This is a genomic window from Thalassorhabdomicrobium marinisediminis (assembly GCF_003072065.1).
Lineage (GTDB): Bacteria > Pseudomonadota > Alphaproteobacteria > Rhodobacterales > Rhodobacteraceae > Octadecabacter > Octadecabacter marinisediminis.
The window spans coordinates 50,966-71,882 of record NZ_QCYG01000012.1; the positions used below are offsets into that span (position 1 = coordinate 50,966).

Annotated in this window: 24 protein-coding genes and 1 riboswitch; of the genes, 20 read left to right on the top strand and 4 right to left on the bottom strand. The window is 64.3% G+C overall.

The genetic code is table 11. From position 1 onward, the window contains the following. Nucleotides 1–151: 151 nt before the first annotated feature. From DC363_RS17305 to DC363_RS15970, 11 genes are all read left to right on the top strand, one after another. Nucleotides 152–721: an OmpA family protein gene (locus DC363_RS17305; RefSeq protein WP_108642149.1), complete on the top strand. Its 570-nt coding sequence runs from the start codon at nt 152–154 to the stop codon at nt 719–721. A 2-nt stretch (nt 722–723) separates the two neighbouring features. Continuing rightward, nucleotides 724–1,116 (top strand): hypothetical protein, encoded by a 393-nt coding sequence (locus DC363_RS15925; protein ID WP_196778448.1) that lies wholly within the window; start codon nt 724–726, stop codon nt 1,114–1,116. Nucleotides 1,117–1,313: 197 nt separating this feature from the next. Next, nucleotides 1,314–2,336 carry a PhoH family protein gene (locus tag DC363_RS15930; protein WP_108642150.1) on the top strand — a complete coding sequence of 341 codons (1,023 nt, stop codon included), beginning with the start codon at nt 1,314–1,316 and terminating at the stop codon, nt 2,334–2,336. A gap of 5 nt (nt 2,337–2,341) precedes the next feature. Next, nucleotides 2,342–2,836: an rRNA maturation RNase YbeY gene (gene ybeY, locus DC363_RS15935; protein WP_108642151.1), complete on the top strand. Its 495-nt coding sequence runs from the start codon at nt 2,342–2,344 to the stop codon at nt 2,834–2,836. A gap of 54 nt (nt 2,837–2,890) precedes the next feature. Continuing rightward, nucleotides 2,891–3,775: a hemolysin family protein gene (locus tag DC363_RS15940; protein WP_108642152.1), complete on the top strand. Its 885-nt coding sequence runs from the start codon at nt 2,891–2,893 to the stop codon at nt 3,773–3,775. Further along, nucleotides 3,768–5,312: an apolipoprotein N-acyltransferase gene (gene lnt, locus DC363_RS15945; RefSeq protein ID WP_241963047.1), complete on the top strand. Its 1,545-nt coding sequence runs from the start codon at nt 3,768–3,770 to the stop codon at nt 5,310–5,312. Before DC363_RS15940 ends, lnt begins: the two co-directional genes overlap by 8 nt. A 15-nt stretch (nt 5,313–5,327) precedes the next feature. Further along, a riboswitch (SAM-SAH riboswitch) is annotated at nt 5,328–5,376 on the top strand. Between the two features lie 6 nt (nt 5,377–5,382). Beyond that, nucleotides 5,383–6,564, top strand: a complete 1,182-nt coding sequence (gene metK, locus DC363_RS15950; protein ID WP_108642154.1) for a methionine adenosyltransferase — start codon at nt 5,383–5,385, stop codon at nt 6,562–6,564. An 86-nt stretch (nt 6,565–6,650) separates the two neighbouring features. Continuing rightward, entirely contained in the window at nt 6,651–7,352 is a 702-nt protein-coding gene (gene trmB / locus DC363_RS15955; protein ID WP_108642155.1) for a tRNA (guanine(46)-N(7))-methyltransferase TrmB, read from the top strand. A 171-nt stretch (nt 7,353–7,523) separates the two neighbouring features. Next, nucleotides 7,524–8,876 (top strand): 3-phosphoshikimate 1-carboxyvinyltransferase, encoded by a 1,353-nt coding sequence (gene aroA, locus DC363_RS15960; RefSeq protein WP_108642156.1) that lies wholly within the window; start codon nt 7,524–7,526, stop codon nt 8,874–8,876. Next, nucleotides 8,873–9,373 carry a hypothetical protein gene (locus tag DC363_RS15965; RefSeq protein WP_108642191.1) on the top strand — a complete coding sequence of 167 codons (501 nt, stop codon included), beginning with the start codon at nt 8,873–8,875 and terminating at the stop codon, nt 9,371–9,373. The genes aroA and DC363_RS15965 overlap by 4 nt, the downstream gene beginning before the upstream one ends. After that, nucleotides 9,351–9,962 (top strand): (d)CMP kinase, encoded by a 612-nt coding sequence (locus DC363_RS15970; RefSeq protein ID WP_108642157.1) that lies wholly within the window; start codon nt 9,351–9,353, stop codon nt 9,960–9,962. Before DC363_RS15965 ends, DC363_RS15970 begins: the two co-directional genes overlap by 23 nt. Here the strand turns inward: DC363_RS15970 and DC363_RS15975 are convergent. Beyond that, nucleotides 9,959–10,606 carry a histidine phosphatase family protein gene (locus DC363_RS15975; RefSeq protein ID WP_108642158.1) on the bottom strand — a complete coding sequence of 216 codons (648 nt, stop codon included), beginning with the start codon at nt 10,604–10,606 and terminating at the stop codon, nt 9,959–9,961. The two genes, DC363_RS15970 and DC363_RS15975, sit on opposite strands and share 4 nt — an antisense overlap. Nucleotides 10,607–10,856: 250 nt before the next feature. Between DC363_RS15975 and DC363_RS15980 the strand changes: the two genes are divergently transcribed. The 8 genes from DC363_RS15980 (at nt 10,857) to rpiB (ending at nt 17,120) form a co-directional block, all read left to right on the top strand. Beyond that, a complete protein-coding gene (locus DC363_RS15980) occupies nt 10,857–11,510 on the top strand; it encodes an NAD(P)H-dependent oxidoreductase (protein WP_108642159.1) in 654 nt (217 codons plus the stop codon). Between the two features lie 254 nt (nt 11,511–11,764). Beyond that, complete coding sequence (rpsA, locus tag DC363_RS15985; protein WP_108642160.1) at nt 11,765–13,450, top strand: 30S ribosomal protein S1; 1,686 nt, start codon at nt 11,765–11,767, stop codon at nt 13,448–13,450. Nucleotides 13,451–13,731: 281 nt separating this feature from the next. Continuing rightward, complete coding sequence (ihfB, locus tag DC363_RS15990; RefSeq protein WP_108642161.1) at nt 13,732–14,013, top strand: integration host factor subunit beta; 282 nt, start codon at nt 13,732–13,734, stop codon at nt 14,011–14,013. Nucleotides 14,014–14,022: 9 nt separating this feature from the next. Further along, nucleotides 14,023–14,373 (top strand): LapA family protein, encoded by a 351-nt coding sequence (locus DC363_RS15995; protein ID WP_108642162.1) that lies wholly within the window; start codon nt 14,023–14,025, stop codon nt 14,371–14,373. A 4-nt stretch (nt 14,374–14,377) separates the two neighbouring features. Then, entirely contained in the window at nt 14,378–15,022 is a 645-nt protein-coding gene (locus tag DC363_RS16000; RefSeq protein WP_108642163.1) for a phosphoribosylanthranilate isomerase, read from the top strand. 30 nt (nt 15,023–15,052) lie between these two features. Further along, nucleotides 15,053–15,301, top strand: coding sequence for an N-(5'-phosphoribosyl)anthranilate isomerase (locus DC363_RS16005; RefSeq protein WP_108642164.1), 249 nt, complete (start codon nt 15,053–15,055; stop codon nt 15,299–15,301). Nucleotides 15,302–15,423: 122 nt separating this feature from the next. After that, nucleotides 15,424–16,668, top strand: a complete 1,245-nt coding sequence (trpB, locus tag DC363_RS16010; protein ID WP_108642165.1) for a tryptophan synthase subunit beta — start codon at nt 15,424–15,426, stop codon at nt 16,666–16,668. Between the two features lie 11 nt (nt 16,669–16,679). Then, nucleotides 16,680–17,120, top strand: coding sequence for a ribose 5-phosphate isomerase B (gene rpiB, locus DC363_RS16015; RefSeq protein ID WP_108642166.1), 441 nt, complete (start codon nt 16,680–16,682; stop codon nt 17,118–17,120). Here the strand turns inward: rpiB and DC363_RS16020 are convergent. The 3 genes from DC363_RS16020 to pth all read right to left on the bottom strand — a co-directional run bounded on the left by DC363_RS16020 (nt 17,117) and on the right by pth (nt 19,453). Then, nucleotides 17,117–17,494 (bottom strand): DUF2237 family protein, encoded by a 378-nt coding sequence (locus tag DC363_RS16020; RefSeq protein WP_108642167.1) that lies wholly within the window; start codon nt 17,492–17,494, stop codon nt 17,117–17,119. The two genes, rpiB and DC363_RS16020, sit on opposite strands and share 4 nt — an antisense overlap. Further along, a complete protein-coding gene (locus tag DC363_RS16025; protein WP_108642168.1) occupies nt 17,494–18,675 on the bottom strand; it encodes a serine hydrolase domain-containing protein in 1,182 nt (393 codons plus the stop codon). The genes DC363_RS16020 and DC363_RS16025 overlap by 1 nt, the downstream gene beginning before the upstream one ends. A 91-nt stretch (nt 18,676–18,766) precedes the next feature. Next, nucleotides 18,767–19,453: an aminoacyl-tRNA hydrolase gene (pth, locus tag DC363_RS16030; protein WP_108642169.1), complete on the bottom strand. Its 687-nt coding sequence runs from the start codon at nt 19,451–19,453 to the stop codon at nt 18,767–18,769. 158 nt (nt 19,454–19,611) lie between these two features. On the opposite strand from pth, the gene DC363_RS16035 reads away from it, so the two are divergent. After that, a complete protein-coding gene (locus DC363_RS16035) occupies nt 19,612–20,838 on the top strand; it encodes a sensor domain-containing phosphodiesterase (protein ID WP_108642170.1) in 1,227 nt (408 codons plus the stop codon). Nucleotides 20,839–20,917 lie beyond the last annotated feature (79 nt).

Below are 20,917 nucleotides of genomic sequence, written 5' to 3' on the forward strand. Positions count from 1 at the left end.
AATGTGACACTGTTTTTTCGTCGCGCGGGCTGGCCGATCCGGCCCAGTGGCGCAGCGGAAAACGGCGGCGCACGACGATTTGAGACAAACACATTGGGCTGGGCCGGAGATCTGCACCGCTGCCAGCTATGTCAGATACGGGGGATAACGGATGTTAAGTATCAAACGCCTTCTCAGGCTTGGCCTTGGGGCTTTGGCTGTTGCGGGGGCTCTGACCACCTCTGCGGCGGCGCAGGATGTGCAGCGAGGCCAGCAATCGGGCCTCATTCAGTGGGGCATCTGGATCGATCCGGATGGCTGCATGCACTGGATGGCCGACGGCGGGCTTGAGCAGTATCAGGTGAACCGGCTGAACCCCGAGACCGGGCGCCCGGTCTGCGTGAAGATGGACACCTGCTACGTGGGGAACACCGACACGATGTTCCACACCGACAGCTACCAGCTGACCGCTGCCACGCGCCAGCGTCTGCAACAGGTCTTCAGCCAGTCCGGCGTCTCGGGCTATGCGGTTTACGGCCACACCGACAGCCGCGCCTCGCACGCCTATAACCAGACGCTGTCCGAGAATCGCGCCCGCGCCGTGGCCGATGTGGGCCGGAGCGTCGGTGCCGTGATCGAGCGCGAGATGGGCTTTGGTGAAACCCGCCCCGTCGCCTCGAACGCCAACGCCGCGGGCATGGCCAAGAACCGTCGCGTCGAAGTAATCTGCTACAGGTGGTAATCATGAACATTCTCAAACTTACATTCGCGATGACCGCCGTGGGCCTTGTGTCGGCCTGTAGCGTCGAGGGCACGATCGAGACGGGTTTGTCACCCTATGACGGGCCGGACAGCTATATCGCCGTGGCCAATGACATGGGCCGCGACAGCGACACCAACGCCAACGACAACGCGGCCATCGCGGTCACGCCTGACGGCTGTCAGGCCTGGGTGATCGATGACGGGGTTGAGGGGCGCGCCAGCAACCGGCTGGACCCGGTCAGCGGTCTGCCCGTCTGTCAGGGCACGCCCGGCGTGGTTTACGGCCCCTATCAGAGCGGCACCCAGGGGTTGACGGATTACACCCCCAACGGGCCCGTGCCCACGCGCCAGCAAAGCTATGAGGTGCGCCCCTGATCCGGCCATACCGGAGGGTGCATTCAGCGTCCTGACCCGAGGGGTGGGGCGCAGATCTCGCCAGATAACATATGTTACCAAGGGCTGCGGAACACTCCGCGGCCCTTTTTCGTTTAAAATGCACAGCATCATGCTTAGGTGCCTTGCGTGTCGCGAAAACTGGCGTCACCATTGTGCAAAAGAGAGCGGAGAGTTTATTGGCCACCAGCACGCTGCCCCCCACCGCCTACGAAAAGGACGCCCCCGCTGTCACGTTGGAGTTTCCGGACAATTTCCTTTTGATCGACCTGTGTGGCGAACATGACCGCCACCTTGCCGACATCGAATTGAAGCTGGGCGTCCAGATCCTGCGGCGCGGCAACCAGTTGTCGATCCACGGTGAGCCTTCGGCGCAGGCCGAAGCGGCCGAGGTGTTGACCGCGCTTTACGAACGGCTTGAGGCCGGACGCGCCGTCGAGATGGCCGACATCGATCGCGAGGTGCGCATGGGCGCTTCGGAAAAGGGCACCGGCCATCCGCCGGGCGACCAGATGGATCTTGAAGGGCTCAACGGGGCCAGCCGGGTCGAGATCAAGACCCGCAAGAAGCTGGTTGAGCCGCGCACCGATGCGCAAAAGGCCTATGTCACCTCTTTGTTCAAGAACGAGCTGGCCTTCGGGATCGGACCTGCAGGCACCGGCAAGACCTACCTTGCGGTGGCCGTCGGCGTGAACCTGTTCATCGGCGGGCATGTGGACAAGATCATCCTGAGCCGCCCGGCGGTCGAGGCGGGCGAAAAGCTCGGCTATCTGCCCGGCGATATGAAGGACAAGGTCGATCCTTACATGCAGCCGCTTTATGACGCGCTGAACGACTTTCTGCCCGCCAAGCAGGTGGAAAAGCTCATCGAAGAGCGCAAGATCGAGATCGCGCCGCTGGCCTTCATGCGGGGCCGCACGCTCAGCCGCGCTTTCGTGGTGCTGGACGAGGCGCAGAACGCCACGACCATGCAGATGAAGATGTTCCTGACCCGTCTGGGCGAAGGGTCACGCATGGTGATCACAGGCGACCGCACCCAGATCGACCTGCCGCGCGGGGTGAACTCGGGCCTGCGCGACGCCGAGCGCCTGTTGGCGAACATTCCCAAGATCAGCTTCAACTATTTCAGCTCGAAGGACGTGGTGCGGCACCCGCTGGTCGCCGCCATCATTGAGGCCTACGACAAGGACGACCCGAAGTAGGGCCGATGTCAGTTGCGCTGGATATCCTGATTGAGGACGACCGCTGGGACAGCGGGGTTGAGGCTTTGGCCACCCGTGCGGTCACCGCCGCGCTGACCGGCGCGGGGCTGGACCCGTCTGAATTCGAGGTCAGCTTGCTGGCCTGTGACGACGCGCGCATCGCCGCGCTGAACGCCGACTTCCGGCAAAAGGGCAGCCCCACCAACGTGCTGTCCTGGCCTTCGGACGAGCGGGGGGCAGAGGTCGAGGGCACGCGCCCCGATCTGCCCCACGGCCCGATGGATGCGGAACTGGGCGACATCGCGATCTCCTATGACACCTGTGCGCGGGAAGCGGCCGAGGCGGGCAAGCCGTTCGAGGCCCATGTGACCCATCTTTTGGTGCATGGAACCCTGCATTTGCTGGGCTATGACCACATTCGCGACGGGGATGCGGCCCTGATGGAGGGGTTGGAGACAGAAATACTTGGCAAACTGGACATCCCCGACCCATATTCATAGGAATAGCACGGGCCGCAGCGCAAGCGTAGGCGGCTGTTTTTGGATCTGGAGACAATGGGCGACACCACGGACGGCTCTTCTAGCGCGGCGCAGCGCGCGCAGGATGACATAGACAACAGCAACAAGGGCGGCTTCTTCAGCCGCATTGTCGAGGCGCTCAGCCCCTCGGACACCCCAATGGATACGACACCGGCACCGGGGTTTTCGGCCCCGGTTGAGGCGCGCGGCATGATGAACCTTCGAAGAATGCGGGTTGAGGATGTGATGGTTCCGAAGGCGGATATCGTCGCCGTGCCCGTCACCATCAGCCGCGACGATCTTGTGCAGGTGTTCCGCGAAAGCGGCATGACGCGCCTGCCGGTGTTCGATGGCACGCTCGACACCCCTATCGGCTTTGTGAACCTCAAGGATTTCGCGCTGATCCACGGGTTCAACGAGAACACCAAGACGTTCAACCTGCGCGATCTGACCCGCACGCTTTTGTTCGTGCCTCCGTCGATGCCTTTGGGCGTGCTGCTGCAAAAGATGCAAGGCGCGCGCATTCATATGGCGCTGGTGATCGACGAATACGGCGGCTCGGACGGGCTGGTCACGATTGAGGACCTGATCGAGCAGGTCGTCGGAGAGATCGAGGACGAACACGACGCCGACGAGGACGCGCTTTGGGTCATCGAGAAGCCCGGCGTCTATCTGGCCGAGGCGAAGGCCCCGCTTGAGGAATTCGAGGCCGAGATCGGCATGCCCCTGACCCAGAACGACGAGATCGACGAGGAAGAGATCGACAGCCTTGGCGGTCTGGTCTTCATGCTGGCCGGCCACGTGCCCGCCCGCGGTGAGGTGATCCAGCACCCCGAGGGGCCCGAGTTCGAGGTGGTCGAGGCAGACCCCCGCCGCATCAAGCGGTTGCGCGTGCATGTGCACGGAGCGGTCAGTGGCTGAGACACCCGCGCGGGTCCGCAAATCGCGGATCGGTTGGGCGGGCGTCAGGCGCGGGGCTTTTGTGGTTCTTCTCGGGGCGGCGATGGGGCTGGGCCACGATCTGCCCGCCTTCGGGCTGGCCATTACCCTGATGGCATTTCTGCTGGCGCTGCGCCTTGTCCTAAAGCCCCACGCGCGGGCGACGGGCCTGCAGGGCTGGCTGCTGGGGGTCGGCTATTTCGGCTGGACCCTGCGCTGGATCGTCGAGCCCTTCCTTGTGGACATTGCCCGCCACGGCTGGATGGCGCCTTTTGCGCTGGTGCTGATGGCGGGCGGGCTGGCCCTGTTCTGGGGGCTTGCGTTCTGGGGCGCGCATCGGCTGGCACGGGGGCAGGGGGCGGTGGTCCTGTGGCTGCCAGTGACGCTCACGCTGGCCGAACTGGCGCGCGGGCATCTCTTCACCGGTTTTCCCTGGGGCCTGCTGTCCTATACCGCGATCGGTGGGCCGGCGGATGTCTGGCTGGCCTGGGTCGGCCCCTATGGCGCGACGGCGCTGCTTGTGGCCACGGTCTGCACGACCCATCACTTGTTGACCCGTCGCCCCCGGTGGCTCTGGGTGCCGCTGGTCCTTGGTGCGGTGGCGACCGCAGGGCTACAGGGCCTATCCGCGCCCGTGCCCTCACCCTCGGACCAGATCGTACGGCTGGTGCAACCCAACGCGCCGCAGCACCTGAAATGGGACCGCGACTGGATGCCGGTCTTCTTCGACCGCGCCCTTGCCGCGACCGGCGCGGGCGATGGGCAGACGGTGCCCGACGCGGTGATCTGGCCGGAAACCTCGATCCCCTCGCTGCTGAACTATGCCGCCCCCCTGACCGACAGGATGGCGCAGGCCGCGCGGGGCGCGCCTGTGGTGGCCGGTGTGCAACGGCGCGAGGGCGAGGCCTATTACAACTCGGCCATCGTGATCGACGGGCCCGACATGATCTCGGACGTCGTGGACAAACGCCATCTGGTGCCCTTTGGCGAATACATCCCCTTTGCGGAGCTGCTGCGCCCCCTCGGGCTGAGCACGCTGGTCGATCAGGTGGCCGGGTTCAGCGCGGGCACCGGAACCGGGCTGATGGAGGTCGGCGGCCTTGGGCTGGTGCGGGTGCTGATCTGCTATGAGGGTATTTTTCCCGAAGAGATCGACCGCGGCGGTCCGCGGCCCGACGTGCTTCTGATCCTGACCAACGACGCTTGGTTCGGGGCCAATGCCGGCCCGCGCCAGCATCTGGCGCAGGCGCGCGCGCGGGCGATCGAACAGGGCATTCCGGTGATCCGCGCCGCGAACACGGGCATCTCGGCGGTGATCGACGGGCGCGGGCGGATACTGGACAGCCTGCCGTTGAACACCCAAGGGTTTCTGGATGCGCCCGTGCCCACCCGCCTGCCGGTTACGCTTTACGCGCGGCTGGGCGATTGGCCGCTTGCGGTGTTGCTGGCGTTCCTCATCGCGGGCAGGGCGCTGCGACGGCGGGCGATTGTCGTTGACCGCACCCCGCCGCAGGAGTAGGCGGGTTCGAACTTAATCCGTCCACAACGGCTTCCTGACGTGGTTCGGCACAACAAATGGAGCACTCCCCATGACGCGCAGCAGTTATACCTTCACCTCGGAATCCGTCTCCGAGGGGCATCCGGACAAGGTCTGCGACCGGATCTCCGACGCCGTGCTCGACGCGCTGATCGCGATCGAGCCCGAGGCGCGCGTGGCCGCCGAAACCTTCGCGACCACCAATCAGGTCGTCATCGGCGGTGAGATCGGCTTGTCGGACGACAGCAAACTCAAGGACGTGATGGGTGAGATCGACGGGATCGCACGGGCCTGTATCCGCGACATCGGATACGAGCAGGACAAGTTCCACTGGGAAACCTGCAACATCCTGAACCTGTTGCACGAACAATCCGCGCACATCCGGCAAGGCGTCGACGAATCCAAAGACAAGGCCGAAGGGGCGGGCGATCAGGGGATTATGTTCGGCTTTGCGGTGAACGAAACACCCGAGCTGATGCCCGCGCCGATCCATTACGCCCACGCAGTGCTGCGGCGGCTGGCGCAGGTGCGCAAGAACGGGACCGAGCCGGTGCTGGGACCGGACGCCAAGTCGCAGCTTTCGGTGCGCTATGAGAATGGCAAGCCGGTGGGCATCTCGTCGCTGGTGCTCTCGACCCAGCATCTGTACGAGACCATGACCAGCGCCGATGTGCGCGCCGTGGTCGAACCCTATATCCGCGAGGTTCTGCCCGAGGACTGGCTGACCGATGAGACGGTCTGGCACGTGAACCCCACGGGCAAGTTCGTCATCGGCGGGCCCGATGGCGACGCCGGATTGACCGGCCGCAAGATCATCGTCGACACCTATGGCGGTGCCGCGCCCCACGGCGGGGGCGCGTTCTCGGGCAAGGATCCGACCAAGGTCGACCGCTCCGCCGCCTATGCCGCGCGCTATCTGGCGAAGAACGTGGTGGCCGCCGGCATGGCCGACCGCTGCACGGTGCAGCTGTCCTATGCCATCGGCGTGGCCGCGCCCCTGTCGATCTACGTCGACACCCACGGCACCGGAGAGGTTCCGGCCGCGGCGATCGAAGCGGCGATCCCCGAGGTGATGGACCTCACCCCGCGCGGCATTCGCACGCATCTGCAGCTCAACCGCGCGATCTATCAGCGCACGGCGGCCTACGGCCATTTCGGACGCGCGCCGGACGCGGATGGCGGCTTTTCGTGGGAGAAGACCGATCTGGTAGAGAAGCTCAAGCGCGAGGTCTGAGCAGGCGGGCGGGGGCCGGTTTGGCGGTCCCCCGTTCTGCGCATTTGCGCCTAGCTTTCGGCGTGTTCGAGCGCTAAACGGCGCCCATGACACATCCAGACCGACCGCACCGCAATTTCTATGGCCGCCGCAAGGGCAAGCACCTCAAGCAAAGCCAGGAAAGCTATCTTGAAGAAGACCTGGCGGCCTTGTCGCCCGGCGCGGTGGATTGGGACGCCAACCCCACGCGCGAGAACCTCGATCTCGACGCGCTGTTCGGCGGAAAAGACGTCTGGCTTGAGGTGGGCTTTGGCGGCGGCGAACATGTGATCCATCAGGCCGCAGCGAACCCCGATGTCGGGATCATCGGCTGCGAGCCCTACATCAACGGTGTGGCCATGCTGCTGGGCAAGATCCGCCGCGCCAGCGTTGACAACCTGCGCATCTATCCCGGCGACGTGCGCGACATGTTCGACGTGCTGCCCGATGCCTCGATCTCGAAAGCGTTTCTGCTTTATCCCGATCCCTGGCCCAAGGCGCGACACCATCGGCGGCGCTTCGTGACGCCGGAGCATCTGGAGCCGCTCGCACGGGTGCTCAAGCCCGGCGCCGAGTTCCGGGTCGCCACGGATATTCCCGATTATGTGCGCCAGACGCTGGAAGAAGTGCCAGGTGCCGGGTTCGAGTGGTTGGCCGAAGGTCCTGAGGATTGGCGCAAGCCCTGGGCGGACTGGCTGTCGACCCGTTACGAGCAAAAGGCCCTGCGGGAGGGGCGGGTGCCCCATTATCTGACGTTTCGTCGTCGGTAGCGTTGGAATGCGCCTGCGGCGCGGCAGGTATTTTTGAACCAGAGAAGCAAGGGTCGTGTCAGGGCCATGACGGATTGCGCCGGTTGCTGATGTGGCATGGGCGCGTGGCTTCTGGCGTGGACCTTGGCCGCGGGGCGGTTTATCAGACGGCAACAGTTTGAAGGACACGCTATGTCAAGCCACGGTGACCCCATTCCTATGACCGCCCGCCAAGGTGGGCCCCTGCGCGGTGAGGCCCTTGTGCCCGGCGACAAGTCGATCTCGCACAGAGCATTGATCCTAGGTGCCATGGCCGTGGGCGAGACGAAGATCAGCGGGCTGCTGGAAGGACAGGACGTGCTGGACACCGGCCGCGCGATGGAGGCTTTCGGCGCCGAGGTGGTGAACCATGGGGGCGGAAACTGGTCCGTGCATGGGGTTGGCGTCGGTGGCTTTGGCGAGCCTGATCAGGTGATCGACTGTGGCAACTCCGGCACCGGGGTGCGGTTGATCATGGGCGCGGCAGCGACCACGGATATTGCCGTGACCTATACCGGTGACGCATCACTCAATTCGCGGCCCATGGGGCGGGTGACCGATCCGTTGGCGCTGTTCGGCACGCGCGCCGTTGGCCGTGCGGGCGGGCGTCTGCCGATGACGCTGTTGGGCGCGAAAGAGCCGACCCCGGTGCGCTATGTGGTGCCCGTGCCATCGGCGCAGGTGAAATCGGCGGTCTTGCTCGCAGGGCTGAACGCGCCGGGCGAAACCGTGGTGATCGAGCAGGAGGCCACGCGCGACCACACGGAACGCATGCTTGCCGGATTCGGGGCCGAGGTCTCGGTCGAGGACACCGATGAGGGGCGCGTCATCACGCTCAAGGGCCAGCCCGAGTTGCGCCCGCAGACCATCGCCGTGCCCCGCGATCCGAGTTCCGCCGCCTTCCCGGTCTGCGCGGCGCTGCTGGTCGAAGGCTCGGACGTTCTGGTACCCAACATCGGGCTGAACCCCACGCGGGCGGGGCTGTTCTACACCCTGCAGGAGATGGGCGCAGACCTGACCTTCGAGAACATGCGCGAGGAGGGGGGCGAGCCCGTGGCCGATCTGCGCGCCCGCTATTCCCCCGCAATGAAGGGGATCAACGTGCCGCCCGAGCGCGCGGCGTCGATGATCGACGAATATCCCGTGCTGTCGGTAGTCGCGGCCTTCGCCGAAGGGCAGACGGTGATGACGGGCGTCAATGAATTGCGGGTCAAGGAAAGCGACCGGATCGACGCCATGGCACAGGGCCTGCGGGCCGCGGGAGTCGAGGTGGACGAGGGCGAGGATTGGTGGACCGTGACCGGCCGCGGCTTTGGCCAAGTCGCCGGCGGGATCACCGCTGAAAGCCGTCTGGACCACCGCATCGCCATGTCGTTCCTGATCCTCGGATTGGCGAGCAATGCGCCCGTTTCTGTAGATGACGGCGGGCCGATCGCCACCTCTTTCCCGATCTTCGAAGACCTGATGGCCGACCTCGGCGCGCAGATTGAGCGCACGGCCCGGTGATCGCGCGGGCGCGGCGGCTGGCCGGATGGGTCGCCCTTGCGGCCTATCTGTGGATGGGCGCCGTGCTCTATCTGCGGGTGCTGCCCGTGACGGGCTGGCACTGGCCGCCCGACTTCCATCTGACGGGCTATGACGCGCAAAGCATCGCGCCGTTTCTTGCCGGATTGGACCAGAGCGCGAAGGACGCCTACACGCGGGTTCTGGCCGTTCATGACCGGGTGTTCATCGTGGCGCTGGCGCTATGGCTGGCGCTGGTGGGCTGGCGCGGATCAAGCCTGCGTTTCGTGGTGGCGGGGCTGGCGCTGCTCTATGCAGGGATCGATCTGGCCGAGAACGCCGCGCTGCTGGATGTGCTGCAAGCCGGGGTCCCGACGTCGGCTTCGGTCGGGGCGGCGCATCATTTGACTATGGCAAAATTTGCCGCACTCTATCTATGTGTGCTGGTGTTGATTGTGCATCTCAGGAGGACCGCGCGTGGTGTTTACGATAGCGATTGATGGCCCCGCGGCGGCGGGCAAGGGGACGATTTCCAAGGCGGTGGCGGCGCATTTCGGCTTTGCCCATCTCGACACGGGGCTGCTCTATCGGGCCGTGGGGGCAAAGACCCTGGCCGGAGACGAGGCGCTGGCGGCGGCGCAGGCGCTGGACCCGGCGGACCTTGAGGGCGATCATCTGCGCACGCCCGAAGTGGCGCAGGCTGCCAGCCGCGTGGCCGTCGATCCGCAGGTGCGCGCGGCGCTCGTGGCGTTCCAGCGCAGTTTCGCCCGGCGCGAGGGCGGCGCGGTGCTGGACGGGCGCGACATCGGAACGGTGATCTGCCCAAACGCGGACCTCAAGCTTTTCGTGACGGCGAGTGCCAAGACGCGCGCCCAGCGGCGGCTGGATGAGCTCAACGGCAAGGGACTGGCGACGACCTTCGACGCGGTGCTGGCCGATGTGGAAGCCCGCGACAAGCGCGACCGCGAACGTGAGACCGCGCCGCTGATCCCCGCCGGGGATGCGATCCTGCTCGATACCTCTGACCTCACAGCGGAACAGGCCATCGCGCGGGCGGTGGAGCATGTGACCCGCGCCAGAGCCCGTTAAAGGTGGGTGCGCTGATCGGCGAGGTCGGGGGCGTCGAGATGCGGGATGCCGTTGAAGGTCAGCAGGAACGTCCCTTCGGGCCGGATGCGGAAGCGGTGCAGCGAGGAGTTGTAGATCGGCAGCAGAACATGCGCCATTTGCTCGATGCTCAGCCCCAGCGCGCCACGCATGACCATGGCGATGACCCCAGCCGAAGTGATGCACAGGACCCGTTTTCCCGGTTTGGTGGCCCCTGACACGGCTGCTTGGATGCGGGTTTCGAAAGTCGAAAAGGGCTCCGCTCCGGCAATGGTCGTCTGCTCCCACGCGTTCAGGGTCTGGGTCATGTGATCCGCGAAATCCTCGGAGGAGGCCGGCGGGCGAATCCCGTGGTTGACCTCCATATCCCGGACGAGGGCGAAATATTCCATTTCATTGAGCCGCGCGTCGATATGATCGGGGGCATAGCCCATGCCCTTGGCGGTTTCCCGATGGCGCCGCATGGAGCCGCAGAGCACTTGATCGAACGGGCCTTCGTGGTTGCGCATCCAGTCGCCCAGACGCCGGGCCTGCGCATGGCCCAAACCCGAGAGGCGGTCGTAATCCTCTTCCGTCGTCGCGCCGGAATTGGCCTGTCCATGCCGGACCAGATAGAGCTCGCCCATTGATGTCCCCTTATTTTGAACGGCCTTGTGGCATGGGTTTCCCCATGGGCGCAAGCGGGGTTGGCGCGGCGGGGGCGCCGTCGGGGGAGGGCGGCGCACCGTGTCTTACAGACGTCCCAAGTCGCGGTTTTGGGATTCGTGGAAAATTGCACAGATGCTGTTCGCCCTCATGGGTTGTGTGCGGGGGCTAAGTGACTAGATCAGGTGCCGAACGCTGCCCGTGGCGGCCCCCAGATACAGGATTTCCGACATGCTCGACGCCCTTCCCTCTGACCTTCGTGACGCTTTGCAATGGCGCTATGCCGTCAAGAAGATGGACCCGACCAAACCCGTCTCCGAAGACAAGATCACCGCGATCAAGGACGCGATCCAGTTCGCGCCGACCTCGTCGGGCACCCAGCCATTCAAGGTTCTCGACGTGCGCAACGCCGAATTGCGTGCCAAGCTGCGCGGCGCAGCCTTTGACCAGAGTGCGATCACCGACAGCACGACGGTTCTGGTCTTCGCCGCATGGGACAACTACTCGGATGCACGGCTGGACGACGTGGTGGACCATCACGCCAACGAACGCCCCGACACGCGCGAGGCGCTCGAGACCTATTTCGGCAATCTCAAGGGCATGTATCTGCCCCGCGACGCGCAGACCAATTTCGAGCACGCCGCGCGGCAGGCCTATATCGCGCTGGGGTTCGGGATGCTGACGGCCGCACAGTTGCAGGTGGATACGACACCGATGGAAGGGTTCGACCCCTCGGCCGTGGACGACATCCTCAACCTGCGCGAACAGGGGCTGAAATCTGCGGTGATTCTGGCCATCGGCACCCGCGACGCGGAAAACGACTGGCTTGCGCCGATGAAAAAGGTGCGCAAACAGGAAGATGTGCTGTTTGAGCGGATCGACTGATCCGCGCGGGGAGGGGCCGTGCCGGGCGCGCCCCTGCTACGGCCCTTGCAAAGCAAGGCGATCCGGCCTATACGGCCGCCCATTGACGCGTCGTTAGAACGTGCACTACAGGCAGGGTCGGTTCTCCGGCCCTGTTTGCTTTGCGAAACACGCCCGATGAGACGACCTGCCCAACGCTGGGCGCAGACTGAAACCCAAAGTCCGGTGGACCCGTCCACTTGGCCAACAACGACCTTATAGGAAACCCACGCCACATGGCTCAAAACGTATCTATGGACGAGTTTGAAGCACTCTTGAATGAAAGCTTCGAAATCGACACGCCGCAAGAAGGCAGTGTCGTCAAAGGCAAAGTCATCGCAATTGAAGCTGGCCAGGCCATCATCGACGTCGGCTACAAAATGGAAGGCCGCGTTGACGTTAAAGAATTCGCAAACCCCGGCGAAGCCCCTGAAATCTCTGTCGGTGACGAAGTCGAAGTGTTCCTTCGCTCCTCCGAGAACGCCCGTGGCGAAGCCGTCATCAGCCGTGAAATGGCGCGCCGTGAAGAAGCCTGGGATCGTCTTGAGAAGGCCTATGCCGACGAAGAGCGTGTCGAGGGCGCGATCTTTGGCCGCGTGAAAGGTGGCTTCACCGTTGATCTGGGTGGCGCTGTTGCGTTCCTGCCCGGCTCTCAGGTCGATGTGCGCCCCGTGCGCGATGCCGGTCCTTTGATGGGCCTCAAGCAGCCGTTCCAGATCCTCAAGATGGACCGTCGCCGTGGCAACATCGTGGTGTCGCGCCGTGCGATCCTCGAAGAATCCCGTGCCGAGCAGCGCGCCGAAGTCATCGGCAACCTCAGCGAAGGTCAGGAAGTCGACGGCGTGGTCAAGAACATCACCGAATACGGTGCCTTCGTTGACCTTGGCGGCGTAGACGGCCTTCTGCACGTGACCGACATGGCTTGGCGCCGTGTGAACCACCCCTCCGAGATCCTCTCCATTGGTGAGACGATCAAGGTGCAGGTCATCAAGATCAACAAGGAAACCCACCGCATCAGCCTTGGCATGAAGCAGCTGCAGGATGATCCGTGGGATGCCGTCTCCGCGAAATACGCGCTGGATTCCGTGCACACCGGCCGCGTGACCAACATCACCGACTACGGTGCTTTTGTTGAGCTCGAGCCCGGCGTCGAGGGTCTGGTTCACGTCTCGGAAATGTCTTGGACCAAGAAGAACGTGCACCCCGGCAAGATCGTTTCGACCTCTCAGGAAGTCGAAGTCATGGTGCTGGAGATCGACGAAGCCAAGCGCCGTGTGTCCCTTGGCCTCAAGCAGACGCAGCGCAACCCATGGGAAGTCTTCGCTGAGACCCACCCCGAGGGCACCGAAGTCGAAGGCGAAGTCAAGAACATCACCGAATTCGGTCTGTTCGTTGGCCTCGAAGGCGACATCGACGGCATGGTTCACCTGTCCGACCTGACTTGGGAAGGCCGTGGCGAAGACGTGATCGGCGACTACCGCAAGGGCGACGTCGTGAACGCGAAAGTCACCGAAGTGGACGTCGAGAAAGAGCGCATTTCGCTCTCGATCAAGGCCATGGACGGCGATCCGTTCGCGGAAGCCACCGGCGGCGTGAAGCGCGGCTCGATCATCACCGTTGAGGTGACCAAGATCGAGGATGGCGGCATCGAAGTGGAATACGAAGGTCAGAAATCCTTCATCCGCCGCTCCGATCTGTCCCGCGACCGTGCGGAACAGCGCCCCGAGCGCTTCCAGGTCGGTGACAAGGTCGACGTGCGCGTTACCAACATCGACAGCAAGACCCGCCGTCTGGGTCTGTCGATCAAGGCGCGCGAAATCGCGGAAGAAAAAGAAGCCGTCGAACAGTTCGGCTCCTCCGATTCCGGCGCGTCCCTGGGCGATATCCTCGGCGCGGCCCTGAACAAGGGCGACGACAGCTAAGCCTGTCGTCCCAAACGAAAAGCTTAGGCCCGCCGGTTCATCCCGGCGGGTTTTTCGTATGTGCGGCCGGGCAGCGCGCCGAATCGGCCCGGAATGCTGCTCTGCGGCATGGCCGCCGCAGGCCGATCGCGCCGCCCAAACCCGCGGCTCAGGGCGCAAAACGGCGGATAACCCACGGAAATCAGCCCTCTAAGTTCTTTCTTGAGCCGCCGTTCCATCCTATAGTCGGGCAAAATCGGACAACTGCGCCACGTCCGAACCTATCCTGCGGGGGAAACCATATGATCCGATCTGAACTGATTGAAACGATTGCGTCCGAGAATCCTCATTTGTATCAGCGCGATGTGGAAAGGATCGTGAACACGATCTTCGACCGCATCATCGAAGCCATGGCCAATGGCGACCGGGTTGAGCTTCGCGGCTTCGGGGCGTTCTCGGTGAAGAGGCGCGATGCGCGATTGGGACGGAACCCGCGGACCGGTGAAGCCGTTCAGGTAGAAGAGAAACACGTGCCCTTCTTCAAGACAGGTAAGCTCTTGCGGGACCGGCTGAACGGGAAGTAGACAGCCCCCATGAAATACATCAGATACACATTCTGGGCGATCGTCGCGATCTGCCTGATTATTGTCGGCATGGCCAACCGCGGGATCGTGACCCTGCGGGCCATTCCCGAAGCGCTGGCCAATCCGCTGGGCGTGTCGCCCGACATCAACATGCCGCTGTTCATGGCGATCTTCATCGGTGTCGGCATCGGCCTGCTGATCGGATTTTTGTGGGAATGGGTGCGCGAACATCAGGTGCGGGCCGAAGCCCGACGCAAATCGCGCGAGGTTGAGGCGCTGCGCCGTGAGGTGGACCGCCTGAAAGAGCAACGCCACGAAGGCAAGGACGAGATTGTCGCGCTGGTCGACAAGACCGGCTGAGCGGATGGCCGACACGCGCGTGAAAATCTGCGGCCTGCGGACCGTGGCGGACATTGAAGCTGCGGCCGGGGCGGGGGCGTCTTACGTGGGCTTCGTTTTCTTCGAGAAATCCCCCCGCGCCGTTTCGATAGCAGAGGCTGCGACGCTCGCTGTTGAGGTGCCACCGGGCGTGGCGAAGGTCGGGCTGGTGGTGAACGCCGACGATGCTTTCCTTGATGCGCTAACCGCCCGCGTGCCGCTCGATATCCTGCAACTGCACGGCTCCGAGACGCCCGAGCGCGTGGCCGAGGTCAAGGCCCGCTACGGCCTGCCCGTGATGAAGGCCATCGGCATCGCGGATGCGGGCGATCTGCCGCAGATCGACCTCTATGCCGCCGTGGCCGACCAGCTGTTGATCGACGCGAAACCGCCGAAGGATGCCGCGCTTCCGGGCGGCAACGGGCTGGCCTTCGACTGGACGTTGCTGGCCAACCGCAAATACTGGACGGTCCCGTGGATGCTGGCCGGGGGGCTTACGCCGGAGAACGTGGCCGAAGCCGTGACGCGCACCGGCGCGCGGCAGGTGGATGTCTCCAGCGGGGTCGAGGCCGCGCCGGGGCAGAAGGATCCCGCCCGGATCACCGCCTTCTGCGAAGCAGCGTTAACCTGACGTTTACCGTGTGGCGGGCACTCTAGGCCCATGAAACACGCGATCATTCCCGAGAATCCCGAGCTTTGGTTTCGTCACTTGTTCGCGGCACAGGCCGCGCGGGACGGGGGCGTCGTCCGGCGCAAAGTCCGCGATATGGAGCGGATGGTGGGCCGCGCCCTGTTTGAACGGAAAATTCGGCGACGGGGCTTCACAGCGGTTGAGAACACGGGGCAGGTGGTCATTTTTTGCAACGCCGAACCGGTCCGCACCCTCGTCGGGGGGCGCAAATCCTCTTAGAGGATTTGCCCGCGGACTTTCACGGAAAGTCTGCCATCCAGCGTCGCGGCGGTTGCACTTTACGCCCTTGCGTCGCCGCGCTACATCTCGCGCCAGCCCATCCCGGGTGCAGGAGGCGCGCGATGACCGATCTTTTCAATTCTTTCATGACGGGACCCGACGAAAAGGGCCGGTTCGGCGATTTCGGCGGGCGGTTCGTGTCGGAAACCCTCATGCCGCTGATCCTCGAGCTGGAGGAGCAGTACGAGCACGCCAAGACCGACGACAGTTTCTGGGCCGAGATGCACGACCTCTGGACCCATTACGTGGGCCGCCCCTCGCCGCTTTACTTCGCCGAACGGCTGACCGAGCATCTGGGCGGGGCAAAAATCTATCTCAAGCGGGATGAGCTGAACCACACCGGCGCGCACAAGATCAACAACGTGCTGGGCCAGATCATTCTGGCACGTCGCATGGGCAAGACGCGGATCATCGCGGAAACCGGCGCGGGCCAGCACGGCGTGGCCACGGCCACAGTCTGCGCCAAGTTTGGCCTGAAATGCGTGGTGTACATGGGCGCACATGATGTTGAACGTCAGGCGCCCAACGTCTTCCGGATGCGCCTGCTGGGGGCCGAAGTGGTCCCCGTGACCTCGGGGCGCGGTACGCTCAAGGACGCGATGAACGACGCCCTGCGCGACTGGGTGACCAACGTGCGCGACACCTTTTATTGCATCGGCACCGTCGCGGGGCCGCACCCCTATCCGGCCATGGTGCGCGATTTTCAGGCGATCATCGGCAAGGAAACCAAAGAGCAGATGCAGGCCGCCGAAGGGCGCTTGCCTGATACGGTCGTCGCGGCCATCGGCGGCGGGTCGAACGCCATGGGGCTGTTCTTCCCCTTCCTTGACGATAAGAGCGTGAACATCATCGGGGTCGAAGCCGGCGGCAAGGGCGTGAATGCCAAGATGGAGCATTGCGCCTCACTCACCGGCGGGCGCCCCGGCGTGCTGCACGGCAACCGGACCTATCTGTTGCAAGACGACGACGGGCAGATCCTTGAGGGCTATTCGATTTCCGCCGGGCTGGATTATCCCGGCATCGGGCCGGAGCACAGCTGGCTGCATGAGATTGGCCGTGCGCAATATGTCGCCATCACCGACAAGGAGGCGCTCGAGGCGTTTCAACTCTGCTGCGCGCAAGAGGGGATCATTCCCGCGCTCGAGCCGTCCCACGCGCTGGCCCATGTGATGAAGATTGCCCCCGATTTGCCCAAGGACCACCTTCTGGTGATGAACATGTGCGGCCGCGGCGACAAGGACATCTTCACCGTCGCCCGCCATCTCGGCTTCGATATGTCCGGCCCCGAAGGCCGCAGCGTCCAGTAGGAGGTTTCCCCATGGCCCGCATCGTTCTGTCCAGTGACCACGCCGCGATTGACCTGCGTCAGGCGATTGCCAAGCACATCGCCGAAAAGGGCCACGAGGTTGAGGATATCGGCCCCGACATTCCCGAGAGCACCCATTACCCCAAACACGGAGAGGCTGCGGCCCGCAAGGTTGCCGCAGGCGACTGCGATCTGGGGATCGTGGTCTGCGGCACCGGGCAGGGGATCATGATGGCGGCCAACAAGGTGGACGGTATCCGCTGCGGCGTTTGTCAGGACACGTTTTCGGCCCGGATGATCCGCGCCCACAACGACGCCAACATGCTAGCACTTGGCGCGCGCGTGGTGGGCGAGGGGCTTGCCCTTGAGGTGGTCGATGCCTTTCTCGACACCCCGTTCGAGGGCGGACGCCACGCCACCCGCGTCGACATGATCAAAGCGATCGAGGGTTAGTCGCCCGCGCTGTCGTAGCGCTCCAACACCTCAAACGGCACGATTTCCAACGCCCTCTGATGGGTCGCTTCAAGATTGACCTGCGGCGCACAACCTTCGTCGTGGGCCTGCAGGAAGCGCGCGGCACAGAGGCACCAGCTGTCACCGGGTTTGAGGCCGGGGAAGCCGAACTCGGGCCGCGGCGTGCTCAGATCGTTGCCGACGTATTTCGAATAAGCGAGGAACTCGGCCGTCATCACCGCGCAGACCGTGTGGCTGCCCGCGTCTTCGGCGCAGGTGTCGCAGGCTCCGGTGCGGAAATAGCCTGTCATCGGATCGGTGGAGCAGGGCCGCAGGGGCGCGCCCAGAACGTTGAGGGACGGGTCTTTCTGCATCAGTCCAAAGCCTCGGCGATTTGGCGGAACATGGCGACGTTTGCCTCGGCCACGCCCGGGTCACGGAAGGAACGGTCGGCCCCGTTCACGGCGATCACGACGCCCCGTGGGCGGTCGATGTAGATATATTGCCCATAGATGCCCCGGGCCATGAATTGGCCTTCGGTCGCGCCCACGGGCACCCACCATTGATAGCCATAGCCGATCTCTCCGGGGGCGGTGGGGGCGCTGGCTGCGGTGCTTTCCGCGATCCAACCCTCGGAAACGATGCGGGTGCCCGCGATAGTCCCCCCGTTTGCCACCATCTGCCCGAACAGCGCATAGTCGCGGGTGGTGAGGTTTAGCCCGCCCAGCACGAAGGCCACCCCGTGCCCGTCGGTCACGTAATAGGGCGTCTGCGACAGCCCCAGCGGCGCAATGACCTTTTCAGACAGGAGATCCGGGATCGAGCGGCCAGTGGCGCCCCGGATCACCATGCCAATCACATGGGTATCGATGCTGACATATTGCCACTGCTCACCAGGGGCGGTGAAGCTTTCGTCCTGTCCTGCCGCGAAGCCGTCCATTGACTGGCCAAGCGCCAGAACTCGCCCCATCTTGTTGATATCGCTCCAGAAGTCGAGGTAATCTTCGTTGAACGTCACGCCCGAAGACATCTGCAGAACGTCGCGGATGCTGGCGCGCTCATAGGCGGAGCCGTCCAGCGCGGGCGCGTAGCGCACCACCGGCGCGTCGAGGTCCGGGATCGTTCCGTCCTCGTGCAAGATGCCCAGAAGCACCGACAGGAAGGACTTGGCGACCGACCAGGAAATCCGCAATGAGGTTTCCGGCGCGGCTTCGTCCGGCGCGGTGAGGGGGTAGCTCTCATGGCGGATCGCACCGTCTTTGAGCACCACGATACCGGTGACCGCCCGCGCCTCGGTCCAGACGTCGAACCCGTCGGGGATTTGCATCGGTGCGCCGCGGCTCAGCGCGTGGGTGATCGCGGGATCGCGGGACACCTCGGCGCTGTCAAACATCGTGCCCATGGCGGTGAAATTGGCCACGATGCGGTCCTCGGCGAACAGCGAGTTCACGGCGAGCAAGCGGCTTATCCGCTCCTTGTGCCAAAACCCGAGAATCGCCAGACCGATCCCCACGATCAACAGGCCCAGACCGATCCGTTTTGCCATCGTCCTCATCGCGTGCCTCCCCCGCTTTATTCGCAGCCTGACACGGGGGGTGACGGGCGGCAAGCCGTTGATGCGGCGGCGCTTTAGGCGGCCTGCACGCTCAGCGGAACCGGTCCGCGAGCTTTTGCAAGGGGGAGCGGTCGTCGGGCGTGTCCGGCGTCTCGGGCGCGGGCTTGGCCGGTTGCGCCTGTTTCGGCTTGGGCGAGGTTGAAGAACGCGGCGGCGCCACGCGCAGGGCCACAGCGTTGAGGAATTTCGGCCCGTCCCCCTCGGCCAGCAGGGGCGCGCCATCGGATATGCCGCGCAGCACGTCGTCCAGCCAGTCCTGATCGGCCTTGGCAAAATCGCTCAGCACGTAGCCGGGAACGCGGTCCTTGTGGCCCGGATGCCCCACGCCGAGCCGCACGCGGTCATAGTGCGGGCCGATATGCTGGTGCAGCGAGCGCAGCCCGTTGTGCCCCGCATGCCCCCCGCCGGACTTAAGCCGGACCTTGGCCGGGGCGAGGTCGATTTCATCATGGAAAACAACGATATCCGTGCTGTCGAGTTTGAAGAACCGCATCGCTTCGCCCACGGATTGACCGCTCAGGTTCATGAAGGTCGCAGGCTTGAGAAGCATCACCTTCTCGGACCCCAGCCGCCCTTCGCTCAACTGGCCCTGAAACTTCGCCCGCCATGGCGCAAAGCCGTGATCGGCGGCGATTCGATCCAGCGCCATGAAGCCGATATTGTGACGGTTCTGCGCGTATTTCGCGCCGGGATTTCCAAGGCCGACAAAAAGTTTCATGGCGCGGCTTATAGCGGTCCTGCACGCGGCCGCCCAGCCCCTGATTGCGCCGCGGGATCATCGCGCGGCGGGGTAAATGTCACCCGCCTGCGCGCGGATTGGTAACCCTTTGTTGAGGTAAAAGGGGCATTGTCGCCGCAAACGCCCCGAGGAGTTCCATGTCCGACGTGAACCATATTGCAGCCGGCATTGTGCCGCGGATGGCCGGCGCGGACGGGGACCTGATCGCCAATGCGCTGTCCTTCGCGCGGGCCCATCTGGGGATGGAGGTCGCCTATCTCGCGCGGGTGGCGGGGGACCAGTTGATCTTTGAGGTGGTGATCGCGCCGGGGCTTGAGGATGTGGTCGACGTGGGGCGGTCGCTGCCCTTTGCCGATACGATCAGCCGGCAGGTCTGGCTTGGCCATCTGCCGCCGATGATCGCGGATATCGAGGATTACCCGCAGATGAAGGGGCTGCCGGTGCTGCAAAGCATCGCCGTGCGCGCGCAGGTCAGCATCCCGATCACGCGGCCCGACGGCTCGCTTTACGGGATGTTCTGCTGCTTTGACCGTGCCCCCTGTCCAACGCTTAATTCCCGTGACCTGGAAGTGTTACGGGCCTTTGCTTCGCTCTCGTCGGACCAGATCAATCGGCGGCTGGGGGTTGAGGCGGCGGTGCGGGCGAAACGGCTGGCCATCGAAAAGGTGCTGGATCATCAAGCCTTTGACATCGCCCTGCAGCCGATCAAATCCCTGCGCGATCAAAGCACCACGGGGTTTGAAGCGCTGTGCCGCTTCTCGCCGACGCCGTACCGTCCGCCCAATATCTGGTTCGACGACGCGGCCGAGGCGGGGTTGCAGGTCTCGCTCGAATTGCGCGTCATCGAGGCGGCGCTGACCCTTCTACCGCGCCTGCCGGACGCGAGCTACCTTGCGGTCAACACCTCGCCCGCGACGCTGGCGTCGGGCAAGATCGCGCCCTTGCTTGCGGGATACGACGGCGCGCGGGTGGTGATCGAGATCACGGAACATGCCGAGATCGGCGATATCGACGCGATGCTGCTGTCCATCGACCGGCTGCGTGAGCTTGGCGTGCGGATCGCCATCGACGACGCGGGCGCGGGCTACTCGGGGTTGCAACAGATCATCCGCCTGCACCCCGATATCATCAAGCTGGACATGTCCCTGACCCACGATGTGGACAAGGATCTTGCACGGCGGTCTCTGGCTTCCGCCATGGTGCGCTTCGCGCAGGATACCAACGCACGGGTGGTGGCCGAAGGGATCGAGACCGAAGCAGAGCTGCGCACCCTGCGCACCATCGGGATCGAAATGGGGCAGGGGTATCATCTGGCCCGTCCGGGCCTTGCGCAGGACGTGCTCGCCCTTCCTAAAACCGCCTGAGACACGGCGCAGGCAAACGCGCCGCAAAAAAAAAAGGGCGCACCGATCGGTGCGCCCCTGTGTTTGTCAGGTCTGGCCG